The 18,545-nt window shown below is 47.3% G+C and carries 17 protein-coding genes; 10 read left to right on the top strand and 7 right to left on the bottom strand.

The genetic code is table 11. From position 1 onward, the window contains the following. The first annotated feature begins 239 nt into the window (after positions 1-239). The 3 genes from QT973_RS13610 (at position 240) to QT973_RS13620 (ending at position 4,467) form a co-directional block, all read left to right on the top strand. A complete protein-coding gene (locus QT973_RS13610; protein ID WP_333054760.1) occupies positions 240-1,283 on the top strand; it encodes an aspartate-semialdehyde dehydrogenase in 1,044 nt (347 codons plus the stop codon). A 106-nt stretch (positions 1,284-1,389) separates the two neighbouring features. Next, positions 1,390-2,283, top strand: coding sequence for a 4-hydroxy-tetrahydrodipicolinate synthase (gene dapA, locus QT973_RS13615; RefSeq protein ID WP_333233493.1), 894 nt, complete (start codon positions 1,390-1,392; stop codon positions 2,281-2,283). Positions 2,284-2,580: 297 nt separating this feature from the next. Further along, positions 2,581-4,467: a ribonuclease J gene (locus QT973_RS13620; RefSeq protein WP_333054762.1), complete on the top strand. Its 1,887-nt coding sequence runs from the start codon at positions 2,581-2,583 to the stop codon at positions 4,465-4,467. A gap of 475 nt (positions 4,468-4,942) precedes the next feature. On the opposite strand, the gene QT973_RS13625 is transcribed toward QT973_RS13620, so the two are convergent. The 4 genes from QT973_RS13625 to QT973_RS13640 form a co-directional block, all read right to left on the bottom strand. Beyond that, complete coding sequence (locus tag QT973_RS13625) at positions 4,943-5,218, bottom strand: MoaD/ThiS family protein (RefSeq protein ID WP_333054763.1); 276 nt, start codon at positions 5,216-5,218, stop codon at positions 4,943-4,945. Positions 5,219-5,417: 199 nt separating this feature from the next. Next, positions 5,418-6,716, bottom strand: coding sequence for a threonine synthase (thrC, locus tag QT973_RS13630; protein ID WP_333238003.1), 1,299 nt, complete (start codon positions 6,714-6,716; stop codon positions 5,418-5,420). 490 nt (positions 6,717-7,206) lie between these two features. Beyond that, a complete protein-coding gene (locus QT973_RS13635; RefSeq protein ID WP_015179186.1) occupies positions 7,207-7,467 on the bottom strand; it encodes a MoaD/ThiS family protein in 261 nt (86 codons plus the stop codon). 225 nt (positions 7,468-7,692) lie between these two features. Next, a complete protein-coding gene (locus tag QT973_RS13640) occupies positions 7,693-7,902 on the bottom strand; it encodes a hypothetical protein (RefSeq protein ID WP_333208247.1) in 210 nt (69 codons plus the stop codon). A gap of 59 nt (positions 7,903-7,961) precedes the next feature. Between QT973_RS13640 and QT973_RS13645 the strand changes: the two genes are divergently transcribed. Continuing rightward, on the top strand, positions 7,962-8,249 hold the full coding sequence (locus QT973_RS13645; protein ID WP_333054766.1) for a hypothetical protein: 288 nt from the start codon (positions 7,962-7,964) through the stop codon (positions 8,247-8,249). A 424-nt stretch (positions 8,250-8,673) separates the two neighbouring features. On the opposite strand, the gene QT973_RS13650 is transcribed toward QT973_RS13645, so the two are convergent. From QT973_RS13650 to QT973_RS13660, 3 genes are all read right to left on the bottom strand, one after another. Then, entirely contained in the window at positions 8,674-8,814 is a 141-nt protein-coding gene (locus tag QT973_RS13650) for a hypothetical protein (protein WP_333054768.1), read from the bottom strand. Further along, a complete protein-coding gene (locus tag QT973_RS13655) occupies positions 8,789-10,165 on the bottom strand; it encodes a cytochrome P450 (RefSeq protein ID WP_333054769.1) in 1,377 nt (458 codons plus the stop codon). The genes QT973_RS13650 and QT973_RS13655 overlap by 26 nt, the downstream gene beginning before the upstream one ends. A gap of 138 nt (positions 10,166-10,303) precedes the next feature. Continuing rightward, the gene (locus QT973_RS13660) at positions 10,304-10,909 is read right to left on the bottom strand and encodes a hypothetical protein (RefSeq protein ID WP_333054770.1); all 606 of its coding nucleotides are present in this window, start codon (positions 10,907-10,909) and stop codon (positions 10,304-10,306) included. 694 nt (positions 10,910-11,603) lie between these two features. Here QT973_RS13660 and QT973_RS13665 point away from each other — a divergent pair. From QT973_RS13665 to QT973_RS13690, 6 genes are all read left to right on the top strand, one after another. Next, entirely contained in the window at positions 11,604-12,170 is a 567-nt protein-coding gene (locus QT973_RS13665; RefSeq protein WP_333233495.1) for a COP23 domain-containing protein, read from the top strand. Between the two features lie 442 nt (positions 12,171-12,612). Then, positions 12,613-12,840, top strand: a complete 228-nt coding sequence (locus tag QT973_RS13670) for a hypothetical protein (protein WP_333054772.1) — start codon at positions 12,613-12,615, stop codon at positions 12,838-12,840. A gap of 414 nt (positions 12,841-13,254) precedes the next feature. After that, positions 13,255-14,478 (top strand): COP23 domain-containing protein, encoded by a 1,224-nt coding sequence (locus QT973_RS13675; RefSeq protein WP_333208249.1) that lies wholly within the window; start codon positions 13,255-13,257, stop codon positions 14,476-14,478. Between the two features lie 328 nt (positions 14,479-14,806). After that, complete coding sequence (locus QT973_RS13680; protein WP_333391520.1) at positions 14,807-17,020, top strand: phosphoketolase; 2,214 nt, start codon at positions 14,807-14,809, stop codon at positions 17,018-17,020. Between the two features lie 79 nt (positions 17,021-17,099). Beyond that, positions 17,100-17,699 (top strand): Uma2 family endonuclease, encoded by a 600-nt coding sequence (locus QT973_RS13685; RefSeq protein ID WP_333054776.1) that lies wholly within the window; start codon positions 17,100-17,102, stop codon positions 17,697-17,699. Between the two features lie 117 nt (positions 17,700-17,816). Next, positions 17,817-18,416 carry a Uma2 family endonuclease gene (locus QT973_RS13690; RefSeq protein ID WP_333208252.1) on the top strand — a complete coding sequence of 200 codons (600 nt, stop codon included), beginning with the start codon at positions 17,817-17,819 and terminating at the stop codon, positions 18,414-18,416. Positions 18,417-18,545 lie beyond the last annotated feature (129 nt).

The following is an 18,545-nucleotide window of genomic DNA, read 5'->3' on the forward strand; positions in this document are numbered from 1 at the left end:
CAAAACTTAACCGGATGCGGATTGGGCGTGGGCGAGCGACAAAAGATGCTAAACTGGCATTGGGTACGATCGCACGGATCGATCGGGAAGTTCGATCGCCCTTTTAGGTTAACTGCACCATTGCTATCCTCTCATGCTCCTGATATCGCATAACATTAATTAAGTTTGATATTGAGAATTGCAGTTATTTAAATTTTTGATTTCGATCCTTTAGACTCTAATTTGTGGAGGAAACTAATTTGTCTCAATCCTATCGAGTTGCCATTTTAGGAGCTACCGGCGCAGTCGGGGCCGAGTTGCTAGAACTCTTGCACAGCCGGACTTTTCCGATTTCTCACTTGAAGCTGCTGGCTTCGGAACGTTCAGCAGGCACTACCTTGCCTTTTGGGGGCGAGATGCTGCAGGTGGAAGCAGTTTCGGCGCGATCTTTTGATAATGTAGATTTGGTGCTCGCCTCTGCCGGCGGCTCTACTTCTAAATTATGGGCTCCGCAAGCTGTGGCAGCCGGGGCAGTGGTAATTGACAATTCTAGCGCTTTCCGCATGGATGCGACGGTACCGCTAGTGGTTCCCGAAGTCAATCCCCAAGCGGCAGCAGCTCACCGAGGTATAATTGCAAATCCCAACTGCACGACTATTTTGATGGCGGTTGCCGTTTGGCCACTTCACAAAGTTAGGCCGATACAGCGCATCGTTGTAGCAACTTACCAGTCTGCCAGCGGGGCGGGGGCCAGGGCAATGGAGGAAATGAAAGCTCAAGCAAGAGCAATTTTGCAGGGAGAAACTCCCAAAACAGATATATTTCCCTACCCGTTAGCATTTAATTTGTTTCCGCACAACACCCCGATTAACGATTTGGGGTATTGTGAAGAAGAAATGAAAATGGTAAACGAAACTCGGAAGATATTTGGTACGGACGAGATTAAAATTACGGCAACTTGTGTGCGGGTTCCCGTACTGCGGGCTCATTCGGAAGCGATTAATCTAGAGTTTGCAGAGCCTTTTAGCGCGATCGAGGCCAGGGAAATCTTAAAGCAGGCAAGCGGGGTTAAGCTGGTAGAAGACTGGCAAGCTAATTATTTCCCGATGCCCGCAGAAGCCAGCGGTAAGGATGACGTGTTAGTCGGCAGGATTCGCCAAGATATTTCTCACCCCTGCGGGTTGGAAATGTGGCTGTCGGGCGATCAAATTCGCAAAGGGGCGGCTTTAAATGCGGTGCAGATAGCTGAGTTGCTGGTAGAAAAAAATTTGTTGCGAAGCCAAGTGGCGGCGGCTTCTAATTAGGGGAAGCCTCGCAACTTGAAAATTGAAATTGGGGATTTTAGATAAACCTTTCATCTGAAATCAAAAATTTAAAATCAAACATCAACAGTCTAAAATCGGAGAAAGTGTGGTAAAGTTTGGACGGGTTCTGACTGCAATGATTACGCCGTTTAAGGAAGACGGCAGCGTTAACTATGCGGTAGCAGAACAATTGGCAGTTCATTTAGCCGATCGCGGTACAGATAGCTTGGTAGTGTGCGGCACTACTGGCGAGTCTCCCACTATGACGTGGGATGAAGAGTACGAATTATTTCAGGTGGTACAAAAGGCGGTGGCCGGTAAGGCGTTGGTAATCGCCGGAGCAGGCTCGAATTCTACTTCAGAAGCAGTCGCAGCTACGAAAAAAGCAGCTAAACTAGGGTTAGACGGTTGTTTGCAGGTGGTTCCTTATTACAACAAACCCCCGCAAGAAGGTTTATATAATCATTTTCGGGCGATCGCGCAATCTGCTCCAGAATTGCCTATAATGTTATATAACATCCCCGGTCGCACTGGTCAGAATATGTTGCCGGAGACGGTGGCTCGATTGGCCCAAATTCCCAACATTGTGGCCGTAAAAGAAGCAAGTGGCAACTTGGATCAAGCAAGTCAAATTCGGTGCTTGACATCCCCTGAATTTGCCATCTATTCTGGAGATGATTCCCTAACTTTGCCAATGTTGGCGGTAGGAGGATCTGGTGTAGTTAGCGTAGCCAGCCATCTGGTAGGAGAACAACTGCAACAGATGATCAAAGCTTTCGAGGCCGGTCAAGTTCAAGTCGCTACCCAGATTCACTTGCAACTTTTTGACCTGTTTAAAGCTCTTTTTCTCACCACAAATCCCATTCCAGTCAAGACAGCTCTCAAGCTTCAAGGCTGGGATGTCGGCTCCACCCGTCCGCCCCTGTGCGATCCGCCCGTTGAGGTAACTCAAAAGTTAAAGGACGTACTGAGTCAGCTAGCAGCAGTATCAGCTAGCTAGACGAGCGAGAACGAGTTTTCAGACAACTGAATATTGGTTGTTATCAGTCATTAGTTCTGAGTTATCAGTCATTAGTAATTAAGTGTTAGTAAGTAGCTAACAGTCAAGCATTAAAGACTGAAGATAGAAGAATGAAGGCCAAAGACAACTGACTGTACGGGAGAGTAAAACCCGCCAGGGATTTTTCCATAAATATTTGGAAAAATATCGCCCTACCAACGAACCGTAGACGAAAGACGAAAGACGACAGACCATAGACCACAGACCAATAACAAAAATAACTAACAAAGGATACGCATGATCAAAAATACAACTGCATCTGCTCTAAAAGTTATTCCCCTCGGCGGGCTGCACGAAATCGGTAAAAACACTTGTGTGTTCGAGTACGGCGACGAAATCATTCTTTTAGATGCCGGTTTAGCGTTCCCGACAGATGGAATGCACGGGGTAAATATTGTCCTTCCCGACATGACTTACCTGCGGGAAAACAGCCACAAAATTAAAGGTATGATCGTGACTCACGGTCACGAAGACCACATAGGTGGTATCCCTTATCACCTCAAACAATTTGAAATTCCAGTCATCTACGGCCCGCGTTTGGCGATGGCTTTGCTAGCCGGAAAACTCGAAGAAGCCGGAGTGTCTCACCGCACTGAATTGAGAACGGTTAGACCCAGGGATACTGTCAGAATTGGCAAGAATTTCTTAGTCGAATACATCCGCAACACTCACTCGATGGCCGACAGTTTTACGGTGGCAATTCACACTCCCGTCGGAATTGTGATCCACACCGGAGACTTTAAAATTGACCACACTCCTGTAGACGGCGAGCATTTTGATTTGCAAAAGCTGGCGGAGTACGGCGAGAGAGGCGTGCTGTGCTTGATCAGCGATTCTACTAACTCGGAAGTTCCCGGTTTTACCGCTTCGGAAAGTTCTGTGGCGCCGAATTTAGACAGAATTATCGCTCAAGCACCGGGACGGATAATGCTGACGACTTTTGCTTCGTCGGTACACCGATTGCAAATTGTTTTGGACTTGGCTAAGAAAAACAATCGGTATGTCGGAGTGGTTGGCCGGTCGATGCTTAACGTCATCGCTCACTGCCGCAATCTTGGCTACATCAAATGCGAAGATAGTATTTTCAAACCGCTGAAAGAAATCCGCAATTTGGCAGAAGACAAGGTGCTGATTTTAACTACAGGTTCCCAAGGCGAACCGATGGCGGCGATGACTCGCATTGCTAACGGCGAACATCACGAACTGAAAATCAGAAAGGGCGATACTGTCATTTTCTCAGCTAATCCGATTCCGGGAAATACGATCGCAGTGGTAAACACGATCGATAAACTGATGATGCTAGGAGCACACGTGGTTTACGGCCGCGACAAAGGCATTCACGTTTCCGGCCACGGTTGTCAAGAAGACCAAAAGTTAATGATTAACATGACTCGTCCCAAGTTCTTCTTGCCGGTTCACGGGGAACACCGGATGCTGATCCAGCACTCCAAGACGGCTCAAAGCATGGGCATTCCCGCTAGCAATATGGTGGTTATTGATAACGGCGATGTCGTAGAATTGACCGAAAATTCGATACGAGTTGCTGGTCAAGTGCCTTCAGGAATTGAATTGGTAGATGCTTCTAGATCGGGCGTTGTCAAAGCTAGCGTCCTCAAGGAACGTCAGCAGTTGGCGGGAGATGGCGTTGTAACTGTAGCGGCGGCTTTGAATTGGGAAGGCAAATTAGTTGCTAAACCAGAAGTCCACTTGAAAGGTGTAGTGACATCAGCCGATCGCGCGGAGGTTATCAAATTAATCACTCAAACCATTGAAACAGTTTTGAGCGATCGTTGGTCAGAATTTGTAAAACCTGCCACTGCTGACTCACAAGTTGATGTTGACTGGGTAGGAGTGCAAACGCAAATAGAAAAAGCAATTCAGCGAGTGATGCGCCGGGAACTGCAAAGCAATCCGCTGTTGGTATTCCTGATGCAAATTCCTGAAGAAGCAGTGCGATCGGAAAAAGCAGCAGTATCTCCAGGTGCCCTGGAAGCACCTAAGCTATTATCCTCGCAATCATCGCCATCATCGCCGTCATCGCCATCATCCCCATCCTTGCCATCTCCTGCCAATCAGGTGACGGGCCGGCGCCGTCCCCGGACTGCTGCAAGGGCAGCTTCCTAGTAGGATAATTCTCGGACGCACTGCGAACAAAGAAAGGAGTTTTAGGTTTGGTAGTTGCGCTTGGGTACCCAAGCGCAACTACCAGCCTAGATATAAGAAATGAGAATTAAATAACTTCCACAAGATTGTGGGATGGCGTCCCGCCCGTCCTTTTTGGACGGGCGGGACGCCCATCCCACAATAACAATTAAAATTGTAAGTTATTTAATTCTCATTCCTTACCTAATCCGGGATTTGTAGGATTTTCTCGGTTAAGCTGTGGAGCATTTAAACCAGTAACGAGGCTAGTAGGGTGCGTCAGCTTATAACCCTTACGCTGAAACGGAAAACCTTAGATGCTGACGCACCTTACGCAAGCCCTTTAAATGCCGAACAGCTTAGCGAAGGAGTAGTTTTTAAACCGTAAATAAACACAAATGAACGCAGATAGATTTAAATAACTATCTGCGTTCACTTGCGTTTATTTGAAAATTAATCAGCCACCAGCAACAGCAGGAACAATGCTGACTTCATCGCCATCTTGGAGGGCTGTGTTTGAGCCATCCAAAAAGCGGATGTCTTCGCTGTTGACGTAGAAGTTGAGAAATCGGCGGGGTTCTCCCTTTTCGTCGCACAGGCTTTTTTTGATGCCGGGACAATTGGTTTCCAGCGATTCAATTAATTCGGAAATGTTATCGCCGGCGCATTCGATGGTGGCTTGATTGTTGGTAAATTTTTGCAGGGGGGTTGGAATTAAAACTTTGACGGTCATTTTTTTAGTCCTTAGTCAGTAGTCAGTAGTCAGTAGTCAGTAGTCAGTAGTCAGTAGTCAGTAGTCAGTAGTCAGTAGCTTAATAACTAATAACTAATGACTAATGACTGATGACTATTAATCAGTAGTCCTCAGTCAGTAGTCAACAGCTTAATAACTAATAACTAATGACTAATGACTGATGACTAATGACTATTTATTAAACCGAAACTTGTTGCCATTCTAGGCGTTCGAGCGTGCGGGCGCGTTCTAGGGCGCGCTCGAATGCTTCTAGTTTCGGTTCGAGGGTGATTGGTTCGCCGATGTAGCCTTGAACTGCTTCTTGCGTTTTCAAACCGTTGCCGGTGATGTAAACGACTGTGGTTTCATCGGGATTGATTTTACCTGCTTCTACGAGTTTCTTCAAGACTGCGATTGTGGTGCCGCCTGCGGTTTCAGTGAATATGCCTTCAGTTTCTGCTAGCAGTTTCATGCCTTCGATGATTTCGGTGTCGCTGACGGATTCAATGTTGCCGCCTGTTTTGCGGGCGATTTCCAAGGCGTACATACCGTCGGCTGGATTGCCGATCGCGATCGACTTAGCAATTGTATTCGGTTTCACCGGTTTGACGAAATCACGGCCTTCGCGGAAGGCTTGGGCGATGGGGGAACAGCCGTCAGCTTGGGCACCGCTGAATCTGACTTTCTTTTCGTCCACTAAACCGACTTCGATGAATTCATTAAAGCCTTTGTAAATCTTTGTGAACAAAGAGCCGGAGGCGAGGGGAGCGACGATGTGATCGGGCAATTGCCAGCCTAGCTGTTCGGCAACTTCGTAACCGAGGGTTTTTGAGCCTTCGGAATAGTAGGGACGCAAGTTGATATTGACAAATCCCCAGCCATGTGTATTGGCGACTTCGCAACAGAGACGGTTAACTTGATCGTAGTTGCCGTGAACTGCCATGACAGTTGGATTGTAAATCAGAGTGCCGAGGACTTTGCCTGCTTCTAAGTCGGAGGGGATGAAGACTACGCAGTCGAGTCCGGCGTGGGCGGCGATCGCAGCCGTAGAGTTAGCTAAATTGCCGGTGCTGGCACAGGATACCGTTGTGAAACCCAATTCTCTCGCTCTGCTAAGGGCAACTGACACCACTCTGTCTTTAAAGCTGAGAGTGGGCATATTGACGGCATCGTTTTTAATATAAAGATTTTTTAGACCGAGGCGGCGCGCCAAGCGGTGGGATTTTAATAGAGGAGTCATCCCCGTGCCGACATCGATGACGTTATCTGTAGCGACTGGTAAAAATGCGCGGTAGCGCCAGATCGAGTTGGGGCCGGCTGCGATGGTTTGGCGAGTGACGCTGCGGCGGATGGCGTCGTAGTCGTACTTGACTTCAAGCGGGCCAAAACAGCAATCGCAGACGTGCTTGGCTTGGAGTTCGTACTCTTCGCCGCATTCTTTACATTTGAGGGCTGTGAAGGTTGCTGCTGTGGATTGTGTTCTGGTGGCCTGGGTCATAGCTCAACTCTCTAGTTTTGCGATGTTTGTTAATTCTTTTCGCAGAATACCACGCTCAAATTAGTGCGTCAACCATACCCGATTTTTTTAGTCGGGATTGATTTTTCAATTAAACAGTGGTGTATTTAACTTTGATATTTGGGCGGGCGGGACGCCCATACCACAAGGATTTGAGTTGTTTTCAGGATCGGGTTCTTAACCCAGATTTTCAGGCCCGCACGCCAGCCCGATCGATCTCAAGGATGATTTGCCGACGAAATTGTTACAAAACTTAATAAATCTTTTTTTGGCTAAGAATTGGGCAGTCGTGCGATCGAACACAACTACAAAACCTCGAATTTTTGATTAACTGAGATGTTGCACGATTCTCGCTTAACAGGCTTTTCGGCCTGTTCCACAAGAAAATTCACTCTTTGTGGAACAGGCCGAAAAGCCTGTTCATAAAAAGCTTATTGAGAATGGTGCAACATTTCAGATTAACCAACTTAGCCTACCCGCCGCTGACGGGAGGGATGAGGACAACTTCGTCACCGTCTTGGAGGATGGTATCGGGGGAGACGAATTCCAGGTTGAGGCCGAAGCGGGTGCGATCGCGCCATTGTTCTAATTGAGGATATTGGGCGATCGAGCTTTCGAGCACTTGAGACACTGGGGTTTCGGGAGGAAGTTCTAATGTAAGTTCCGAAACGCCGTAGGCTTCACCGAAGGCGGCGAACAGTTTAACGGTGATGGTAATCGAAGAGTTAGACACGGCTGTTGAGTGCGATCGACGGTTTGGCAATTATCAACTACACCATACAATTAATTAGTAATTAGGCGCGCCGAGGCTTAGAATTGAAAGCGGCAACCTCTAGTTAAGTTTTACCCCACCGGGTAAAGATGATAGTTGATTGCAGCAAAAAGTCTTAACAGGATTGTATGCCGATCGCTCTCACCAACCAGGTGTTAGAAGCAGTTTGCATCCACTTAGATGCAGCTAGCTAAGGTCTAGTTGGCTGCTGTTGAGGCTAATGCGAGAATATTTTTTGAGGATGCGGTATAGATACTTTACGGTAATTGTGGGAGAGTACAAAAAGCTCGCACTACATTTAGCAGGCAACAACGCAGACAAGGCCCTGTCAACCCGCTTTTCCTGACAAAAAATCAGGTTATAAAGTGTGGATTGGAATTGCCAAACCTTTGCCATGCTTAGCAAGCTACCCGTTCTATCTAAGAAGAATACTGAAGTTAACGCGATAGAAATATATGGCAAATAACGATTTTAAAGTGCTTCAGATTATTGAAGCTAAAGGCTGGTATGCCTTTGGCAGTACCAAGCAAAGCCAGCACGTTGAGAGATGGGTAAGACCTGTAGTGTGTTGGGTTTTAATAGAAGATAAAAAAAAGCGACGGGTTGTGACAGCTACCGCTAGCTATCAAATCCAGATTGACGACAAAGAAGTCGAGTTTTTTGCCCACGAAAGCGAAATTCAAGATATGGAGAGTCTCCCGAAGTCTGTCTCGGTGTCAGAATTTCTGAAAACAGAAGATTGAGAGAAGGGCCAAAGGAGATAATTTAACAAGTTATTAATTATTCCTTAGTGATTCCTTAAACTTGCTGTCGGATTCTATTGGAATTAGAGGCAGAATCTCTACATTGGGGAGAGGGGCAGAGGGGGACAGGGGGAGAATTTATAGTTTTGCCTTGCCTTCTGCATCTTGTCTCCAATGCCTGAAGTAGCCCAAAAAATAAAGAGGCCGGAAGATTGGTGGCATTGCCAACACGCTTCCGACCTTGCTGAATAACAGGGTATGCATATGTTTTTAAAGTATGGCAGGGAGGCTTTTGAGATATCAAGAGGACTATTGCAATCACCCACTTTTGCTTTCAGGCTGTGTTTGCGAGGCTCCTATTATTTTAGACTGAGAATTTGAAAATTGAGAGAGGGGAGGCTTACAGGTTAAGGATTCTAGCTATTTATCTGTAGCGGGTGCTACAAAAAATTGTGGCATTGGCGGACGATCGCACTTTCTCGCTAAATTGTTTGCACTCAAAGCCCAAAGTTCGATCGTCCCCTGCAACTGCTGCGACTTCAAACTCCACTAACAACAGGTTCACGCTTCTGCTGCGACATCCGCCGCCCCAGCAGGGCCATCCGCACGCCACCGGCTGGCCCTAAAGTCACCCCTCGGCGTTTGGCCTGTACGGGCTTTTTCTCGGCCAATACTAGGTCGAAATCCCGCAAAATGGTTGCCAGCACCAGTTTCATCTCCAACTGCGCCAGCGCCAAGCCGATACAGCGGCGGCTGCCGCCTCCAAAGGGCAAATACTCGTAAGGCGAGAATTGCCTCTCCAAAAACCGTTCCGGTTTAAATTGCAGCGGTTCTGGATATAAATCCTCCCGTCTGTGGGTCAAATAAATTGAGGCGAAAACAACCGTGCCCGGTTCGAGTTGATGTCCCATCAGTTCCACGGGCGATCGTACCACTCGCGGAAACGTCAGCATTCCCACCGGGTAAATTCGCAGCGTTTCCTGACAAACTGCACTCAGATAAGGCAAGCGGGAAATCTCCATCGGATCGGGATTTTCCCCCAAACTGTCCAATTCTTGCAGCAACTTCTGGCGCACCGAGGGCAAACTGTGAATCCAGTAAAATGCCCAAGCTAGGGCAGTTGCTGTGGTTTCGTGGCCTGCAAACAGCAGCGTCATCAACTCGTCGCGCAATTCTTCATCGGTCATTGGTTGCCCGTTTTCGTCGCGCGCGGCCATCATTAAGCTGAGAATGTCGGTGCGGTTGGCATCAGGTTGCAGTCTGCGTTCTGCAATTTCGCCGTCCATCAGTTCGTTAATTTTCCGCTGCTGCTGTTTCATCCGTCCCCAAGGACTCCAGGGCCCCCAATCTTGCTGCATCCAGCCTAGAAACAGCATACTCGATCGCAAAGGAGAGCCGATCGTATCGATAATCGCAGCCAGCAGCGGGGACAGTTGCTGCAACCGTGGCCCGTCATCCAGACCGAAGACAGCCTGCAAGATTACCCGCATGGTGACTTCCTGCATGGCGCTGCGGGCAACAAAAGGTCGATCGACAGACCATTTGCAGGCAACATCTCGAGCGATATCGCAAATTAGTTGGCCGTAATTCCGCATCCGTTCCCCATGAAAAGGTGGCATTAATAATTGGCGATCGCGTTTGTGCTTTTCTCCAGAGAGCACAATCATGGATTGTTCTCCCAGCAAGGGTTTAAGAATACCGTTGATCTCGCCTGGAGCGTCAAAAGCTTTGCTGTTGAACATTTCCTGGATGGCTTGCGGGTTGTGGATCATCACGAATGGTTTGAGCTTGCCCCATCGAGTCGTGAAAATCTCCCCGTACTTTTTGGCAGATAGATCCAGGTATGTCAGCGGATCGCCAATCCATTGAATTAGCTGCACGAAGCGGGGGCTTTTGGGGCCGTCAGGTAGTGTCATAGGAATTACCGGGGTTTGGGTCACAGGACTTAGCAGTATCAAAAAACTTCAAAGGGTTTGAAGGTTTATTCAATCCCTCCCAACCCTTGTTTTTAAGGGGAGAATTGTGTAATTCCCATCTCCAATAATTTTAATCGCTTATTCTCGAACTGTGCTCAAAATATCCTCTCCAAGCTCTGTAAAACGAACAGTTTTGATTTGCCAAGGAGCATAACTGGTTAAAGTTTGGCGCACGCCCCCGAACAAACCTAACATTTGACAACTGGACAAATTTTGCAATTTCTGCCGCGAATTTCCGGAGGCTCGCAGATCCACGGTAGCTATTCCGAGGTCGCGATCGATCTTGAGGCGATAGCCAGCCAAACCAAGACTATCGAAAATCTGCTGCTTTAACACTTCATTAACCGCCGATGACATTAACTGGTTCTCTGGGCCTGTAACTGTTTCCGGCTTCAGATTTTGACATAAATTATCTACCTTATAAACCGTAACGGTGGCAGTATTTTCTGAGAGGGTAGCACTGCCTAAAACTGAGGCAACAGATTTATAAGGCTGCGTTAATTGACTCGATCGAGCCTCAATTTGATTTCCCGTTAGCTGTAGGTGTTGGAACTGAGGGGCGCTTCGGGAGAGTTGGCTCTGGTTTTCGGTTGAGGTAGCTGCATCTGAGGTAGAACAACCGCTACCGCCTATCAAAATTAACCAAACGCCTAAATATCCTAACTGTTTGCAGATACGGTTCATAGTTTTTAATACTCAACTAAACTTCAGTGTACGGAGGGTGAACTTTGGTAGTAGAAAGCATTTAGTCCCTGATTACACTCACTTAGAAGTATTTCTAGGTATCCGTAATACGGAGATGAAAACAAGTTAAGAGTTCTGGTCAATACCTTCATTTTCACGTTCGATCGATCGGGCACAGGAAGTATTAGTCCTCATTTGTGCAACCCTGCCGTCTCGGTATCGCAGCAGATCGAGCTAGGGACTTCGATCGCAAAGTGATATCAAATACCGTGTCAGTAGGTGTGATGTACCGTTGCAATTCGAGCAATTCCAATATCTGAGGTAAAGAGCCTCTTTCCGGTTTGCGACAGCCCGAGCTGGATTAGTAGTAATGAGGACAGAATTCAGACTGGCGCGCGCATTTTAAGCTCGGTTTCGGAGCGCCTTTTTAACAGCGCCGATAATCGCGGTTAGAGGGAATGTCCAAGTCGCGAACAATATCAAAACTTACGGATCAAAAGCAAAGAAACCGGGTTGTTTAACCAGGCATAAGGGCTGCAACGAAGTGTTTTCGTAAAAAAAACTGGTTTCTGGTCAAGTCGCGAATCACATAATTCCTCAGTCAGCGGATCTGTAACGAACAGGCGTGTCAAGGGTGTTATCGCAGCATTCGGTGATTTTTGTGTCGCATCCCATCAAAAAGAGTGAGAACATCATGAAACAGCAATTATGGACAAAAGTTTTGGCGGCAACAGCCATCGCCCTCAGCGGCCTGACGGTTGCTTCTGAACCGAGTTACGGTCGGCGAGCGTCGGGGGAAAGTGGATTTTGGTGCAATACCTCGACTGGTGCGCCGGTGACGGTGTACCAAAACGCTCAAGGTGCTGTAGAGCCTTGGATTGAGTGGACTTCCGATTATTTCTCCGGTTCTGGCTACGATCCGGCAACTCGGTGTCAATTAGTGAGTCAACGCCTCGAAACCTATCGCCGCCAACGAATGCTTAAGTACATTACAGCAGGCCAAATGAACGGCCAGAACGTCATCTGCACGGCGAATCAAGTCAATGGGCGGTGTCAAAATTTGATTTATACCCTCAGACCCGGCCAAGACCCGATCGGCTCTTTGTATAATTTGTTGGCTTGGCGCCAAGGATATGTCGGGATGCCGTCTTTTGATGAGACCAGTAAAATTCCTTACATTGATGTCAGGGAAAAGCTAGGGGAAAACACGGATGATGAGGTGCAACAGCCTTCTTTTTCTCCGCCGTCGGGACAGCCTTAAAGATGGGCAAATTTTCCATCCCGTCACCAATTCCAAGGATTGAGGTGGAAAGTTTGGCGCGTCATTCGATTTTAGATTTTAGATTTGAGATTTTGGATGTTGGAGGCGACCCCACGGATAAATTCGGGGGCTTGAGGATTTTAGATTTTAGGATCGCGAATTAAATAATTTACACTCTTGAAAGTGGGTTGGGCCTGAAAGCCCGCCCTTTCTGGACGGGCTTTCAGGCCCATCCCACAAGAAGCATCACGCATTCTAAGTTATTTAATTCTCATTCCTTAGATGCTTTCGATTGATTCCACGGATCAAGCACGTGGCGGATACCACCTTTGAAATTCTTCGTCAAACAGCGGTACGCATCCCGACGGGGAAATCTTCTGGTTCCGAGACGAGCGTCCGGCTGCAGGGCCAAACCTATAGGGTGCTCACTAACTAGCAGGTTGTGGCGATCGGACTTGTCACCGACGACGGCCTCCTCCACCCACTGCTAGGAGTTCTGAGGCGGCTGGGCAATACCGATCGGGCGATCGTTCTGTTTCGCAGCGCGATCGAGTATAAAATAGCACTATTCAGCCTTGAACCCGGAGCGGTGTCTGAGCCAGTGTTGGCAGTCGGCTTTCCTGGGGGTGCTGAGGTTAGGAGTTTCGCTGACCACGAATTTCAAAGGTAGTACCCGCCACGTGATTTATCTCGCGCAAGTCAATCCCAAATCGAAAATCGAAAATCCTCAAGAAAGAGCATTTATCCGTGGGGTCGCCTCTAAAATCTCAAATCTAAAATCTAAAATCGATTGACGCGGGCTTCGTTTCGGTGCCGCTAGCCAAATCTTTGCCTCAAGGTTATAGGTTGGGCTATACAAATGAGGTAAAATCGGTATGAGTGGCGACCCGATTTTTAATGCCAAAGGTTTCTTGATTGGGATTAACTGTAGGGGCAAGTATCGAGATCCAAATTTTTGCGTTTATGCTTTTGAAGAGGGAAGTGAACCAACAGCGGAATTATCGGAAAAAATGGTTAAATCCAGTTGGGGAATTCCAATTAGTATATATTGGCAGTTCGCCTCGTTTCATCTAGGGAGTTATCGATGAATGTGTGGAGTTTGCGGTTTGACGCGCTGACAATCATCTTGACAGGTGCATTAACAGTGACGGCCCTTGTCAGTCAACAATATGCTGCCTGTGCCAAAACAGCAGAAGAAATTGCCCAGCTAGCGACCTTGACAACTGTGGAAGTCAACAATACGCTGGGTTTTTTTGCTAGTGGTTCGGGAGTAATTATTGCCAAACAGGGTAATATTTACACTGTTTTGACAGCTAATCATGTAGTGGCAAGCCTCGCTCAAAAATACAGCATTCGCACTCATTTAGAGAAGGATTATGCTGCGATTAGAATACAGCGCCTACCGAAAAATGACACGGATATAGACTTGGCTTTGATCCAGTTTCAGAGCCGAGAACAGTATCCAGTAGCACCAATGGGCGAGTCAGAACGTGCTGTTGTTGGTTCTGCTATTTACGTTTCTGGCTATCCGCTGCCAATTTCGGGAGTTGAACGAAAACTTGAGTTTACTACTGGTATCATCTCTTCTCGCTTGGGCAGCGCCTCATCAGGGTATCGTCTGCGCTACCAAGCTGTAACCAGGCGCGGGATGAGCGGCGGGCCTGTATTTAATGCTGATGGCAGGGTAATAGGAATTCACGGTCAGGGGGATACTGTTGGCACAATTAGAAGTCAGTGGAACGGTCAGATTGAGGAGATAAAAACGGGGTTAAATGCGGCAATCCCGATCGATGCTTTTATGGCATTGCTTTCACAAAACAAGCGTAACGGCTGGGACATTCTCAGCAATCTTTCTCTCAGCAGCGCCTCGGATCAAAACCAGCCGAATCGGAGTTATGGAGGATTTGTATGCGATACCTCCACGGGCGAGCCGGTGACTGTGTATCAAAATCCGCAAGGGTTCAGGGAGCCTTGGATTCGCTGGAATTCTAATTTCTTTTCTAGTTCTGGCTACGATCCTTTAACTCGCTGCCAACAAGTGACTCAGCGCCTTGAGAATTATAACCGAAATAAACAGCTAAATTATGTGACGGTGGGTATAGTAAATAACCAGAAAGCGATTTGCACGAGTAGCCGCGTTAATGGGCCTTGCGAAGGTTTGATCTACACGCTGCGCCGCGATCAAGATCCGACTCCTGCACTTAGCAGTTTTTTTGTTTGGCTGCGGAATCAAAAAGCTGTGCCTTCTCTTTCTGAAAGTGGTACTGTGCTGTATATCGATGTGCGGGAACGGCTGGAACAATTTTAGATTGGCGATTTGAGATTTGAGAGGGATTAGTAATGGGTAAACACAGAACCCGGATTTATTAAAAAACTCCGGGTTCTCAAACAACTACTTATTAGCTGAAAATTTGAGAGATTTTACTTATTTATCACTGACATAAGCTGTCGCGCATTTAAATTGCATATTCGAGGCGGGCGGGACGCTAGGGCCCTACTCCCCACAAGACTTTGATTGTTTTTTGACAGACAATTTAAAGGCCGCAACAGCTTAATAGAACTCATGATTTTTTGGAACACGGAAGCTATAAAATTACTATTATATTAATCCAATTCAAATTTTTCCGGTATCAAGCATGACAGCAACTACCCCGCAGGCAACGTCAACAACGCCCGCTTTTTGCGAAGGCATTCAATATTTTTCTGAAACAGTCCCTGGTTTTGATACTTATGGGAAAACACCTGCGATCGCCGAGGGGAGCAAGTCGATCGCCGATTCTGCCGATCCCGTCGCCGTCTTTCAAACGATGCTGGGAGCAGACGCCCTGCGCTACCTGACGCTACAAGTCACCGCTAGCAAGGCATCGGGACATCCGGGGGGTTTTGCTAGCCAAGCTGAGGCCTATGCCGCTTTGGTGATGCTCGGACACAAAAACATTGTCACCGAAGTCGGCCATCACGCCCCCGGCTTTTACAGCGCCATGTTTCTCGATCGATCTTTGGAGGATATGGGAATTTTCAACGTGCAGCAAGTACGCGATAAATTCCGAGAAAAAGACGGTTTGTTAGGACATCTTTCCGGTTTCATTCCCGGCCTTTTAGCACCGGCCGGCCCCCTCGGACAAGGGCAGCATTTCGCAATGGCGGGAGCGCTTTTGCACCCCGACAAACTGTTTGCTTTCACAATGGGCGACGGCGGCATGGGCGAACCCTATCCGATGAGCAGTATGGCGCATTTCCACACTGCTTATCCGAGTGTTACTAACTTTTTGCCTGTGTTGGTTTGGAACGGATATTCTCAGGAACATCACAGCATGGTTTCGACTAAAACTAATGCTGAAATGATTGCTTATTGGCAAGGCAACGGTTTTGAAGAAGTTATCTTAGTTGATGCTAAGGAATTTGACGATAAAAATCAACCGGAAGATTATGTGGACAGCACTGCTTTTTCGCTCGAACAGCGCATGGCATTTACCAAAGCTGTTTTACAAGGAGTAGACAAAGCGGCAAAATCTGCTCTAGGCGGCAAATTAACTGCGTTTATTATCAAACAGTTGAAAGGTGCCGGCGTCCACGCGCGCGGAGCAAAATCTCACAACCTTTATCCGAAAGATACGCTGGATGCTCCGCACATTGTCAGTGCTTTAAAAGAGCGCGCTTTAACTGCTGCTGCTTGGCAATTGGTGCGGACAAATTGCGAGCGTGCGGGCGGCGGGCCGGCGGCGAAAACAGTTGTGACTGAGTTTACATTGCCGCTGGCAGATTTAGGCGAATTGCCTTTAGAAGAATTTGCCGTTGGGGGAGAACCGAAGATTTCGACAACAGCAATGGGACGTTTGGTAGGGAAAGTCGGCGAGTGCGATCGGACTTTTCTTGTGACTAATGCTGACGGCAACGAAGCATCGGCAATTGCCAATATCAACCAAGCTCTAAAGATTATTCACCCAACGACAGATGACCTGTACAATCAATCGCCCAACGGTCAAGTTTACGAACCTTTGAGCGAAGATGCTTGCGCTGGTTTAGCGGTAGGTTTATCGCTATTTGGAGCGCGGAGTTTGTGGTGTTCCTACGAATCTTTTGCCATCAACGGTTTACCAATTTGGCAAACTGTAACCCAAGCAATGGCAGAATTGCGCCGTCCAACTCCGGCAACTGTCACTTTATTTACAGCGGGTGCATTGGAACAAGGCCGCAATGGTTGGACGCACCAGCGGCCGGAAATTGAGGCTTATTTTGCGGCGATGATGCGGAACGGCAATGTGTTTCCTTTGTTTCCACCGGATGCTAACAGCATTCAAGCTTGTTATGAGTGGGCTTTGACTGCTAAAAATAAGGGAGTTGTGATTACTGCAAGCAAGTCGCCGCTGCCAATTCGCACTACTCTTGAACAGACTCGCCAAGGTTTGCAAGACGGTGGAATAGTGCTGCACGAAATAGCAGGAGATAAGACAGTTGTGTTTGCAGTTGTCGGCGACATGACGTTAATGCCAGTGTTTGAAGCTGCGGCATTTTTGGAAACAGAAGGGATTGGAGTGCGAATTGTTTCTGTTGTGAATCCCCGGCGTTTGTATCGTGCTAGCGATGTTGCTTGGGATACTTGTTCGGAATCTGACGGCGGCTTTTTGAGCGATGAGAAATTTGCCGAATTGTTTGGCGGAGATGCCTTGATTGGCGTGACAGGCGGTGCTTCTGGGATGTTGGAACCTGTGATGCTCCGCAGCAATTGCCAGCGGGATACTTTCGCTTGGAAGCGGGGGGAAACTACTGCTAGTGCTGGTCAGTTGATGGCGTTTAATGGGTTGACTGCTGAGGCGTTGACTAAAAGGGCGATCGAGCTAGTTCATTAAGTTAGAATGTGAGTGAATGCCCCTGCCTGGTTTGTACTGGGTAGGGGCTAGTAATATTTAAAATAGGATGGTGATACCTATGACAGCAAAAATTTTAGAAGAAATAGGTACGCTTGCAGAACAGCGATTGATTCTCCCTGGTTACTATAGTTGGGAGCAATTTGAGGAGCTCGAATCTTTGATGGCCGACTCTCCGGGTTTGCGGATAACTTATCTTGATGGGTGGATCGAGTTTATGACAGTGGGCGAAGCACATGAAAGCTTTAAAAAAGCGATCGCTATATTACTGGAAGCATACTTTTTTGAACTCGGAATTGAATTCTTTCCTGTAGGGAGTGCAACTCGCAGAGACCGGGCAAGAGATGTATCATTTGAACCAGACGAGTCTTATTATATAGGTTCAAGAAAAGAGCATCCCGATTTAGCCGTGGAAGTAACGATTACTAGCGGTAGCACAAATAAACTCGCTAAATATCTGCGACTTCGCATTGCTGAAGTTTGGTTTTGGGAAAATAATCGGCTTGCTGTCTATCGGCTGCGCGAGGATGATTACGAGCAAGTTTCAAGAAGTGAGTTTTTGCCGGAGTTGGATTTAGCATTGTTGGTACGCTGCGTTTTAATGCCTTCAATAATTGAGGCAAGGACAGAGTTTATTAATGGAATTCGGCAAGTGGGTTGAATGCTGAGGAGTTGGTAAAAAGTGCGATCGACCTGATTGGTTAAGTTATAATGCGAGAATCTCCCAGTTTTTAGCCGGGAGAATTTCTACTTTTTCCTAACTTCCAACTATACAATCATGACAGCAAAAGTTTTAGAAGAAATAGTTACGCTTGCGGAACAGCGATTGGTTCTCCCTGGTTATTATACTTGGGAGCAATTTGAGGCGCTCGAATCTTTAATGGCAGATTCTTCTGGTTTGCGGATAACTTATCTTGATGGGTGGATCGAGTTTATGACACTGGGTGAAGCACATGAGACAATCAGTTGTCTTCTTAATTTTTTGCTACAACTCTACTTTTGTGAAAGGGGAATTGAATATATTCCTGTAGGAAGCGCAACTCGCAGAGACCGGGCAAGAGATGTATCCTTTGAACCAGACGAGTCTTATTATATAGGTTCAAGAAAAGAGCATCCCGATTTAGCCGTGGAAGTAACGATTACTAGCGGTAGCACAAATAAACTCGCTAAGTATCTGCGACTTCGCATTCCGGAAGTCTGGTTTTGGGAAAATAATCAGTTGGCTGTGTATGGGTTGCGGGATGATAATTATGAGCAAGTTTCAAGAAGTGAGTTGCTGCCGGAATTGGATTTAGAATTGCTGGTACGCTGCGTTTTAATGCCTTCAAGGATTGAGGCTAGGACAGAGTTTCTTAATGGAATTCGGCAAGTGGGTTGAATGCTGAGGAGTTGGTAAAAAGTGCGATCGTCTACGAGAGCTTCCCTAACGACTTGATTGGTTAAGCTAAAATGTGACAGTCAACCATTGGCTCTCACAAAAAACCTTTGCGCGATCGGCTCCAAGGAT

This window comes from Microcoleus sp. Z1_A1 (assembly GCF_036700305.1).
Classification (GTDB): Bacteria; Cyanobacteriota; Cyanobacteriia; order Cyanobacteriales; family Microcoleaceae; genus Microcoleus.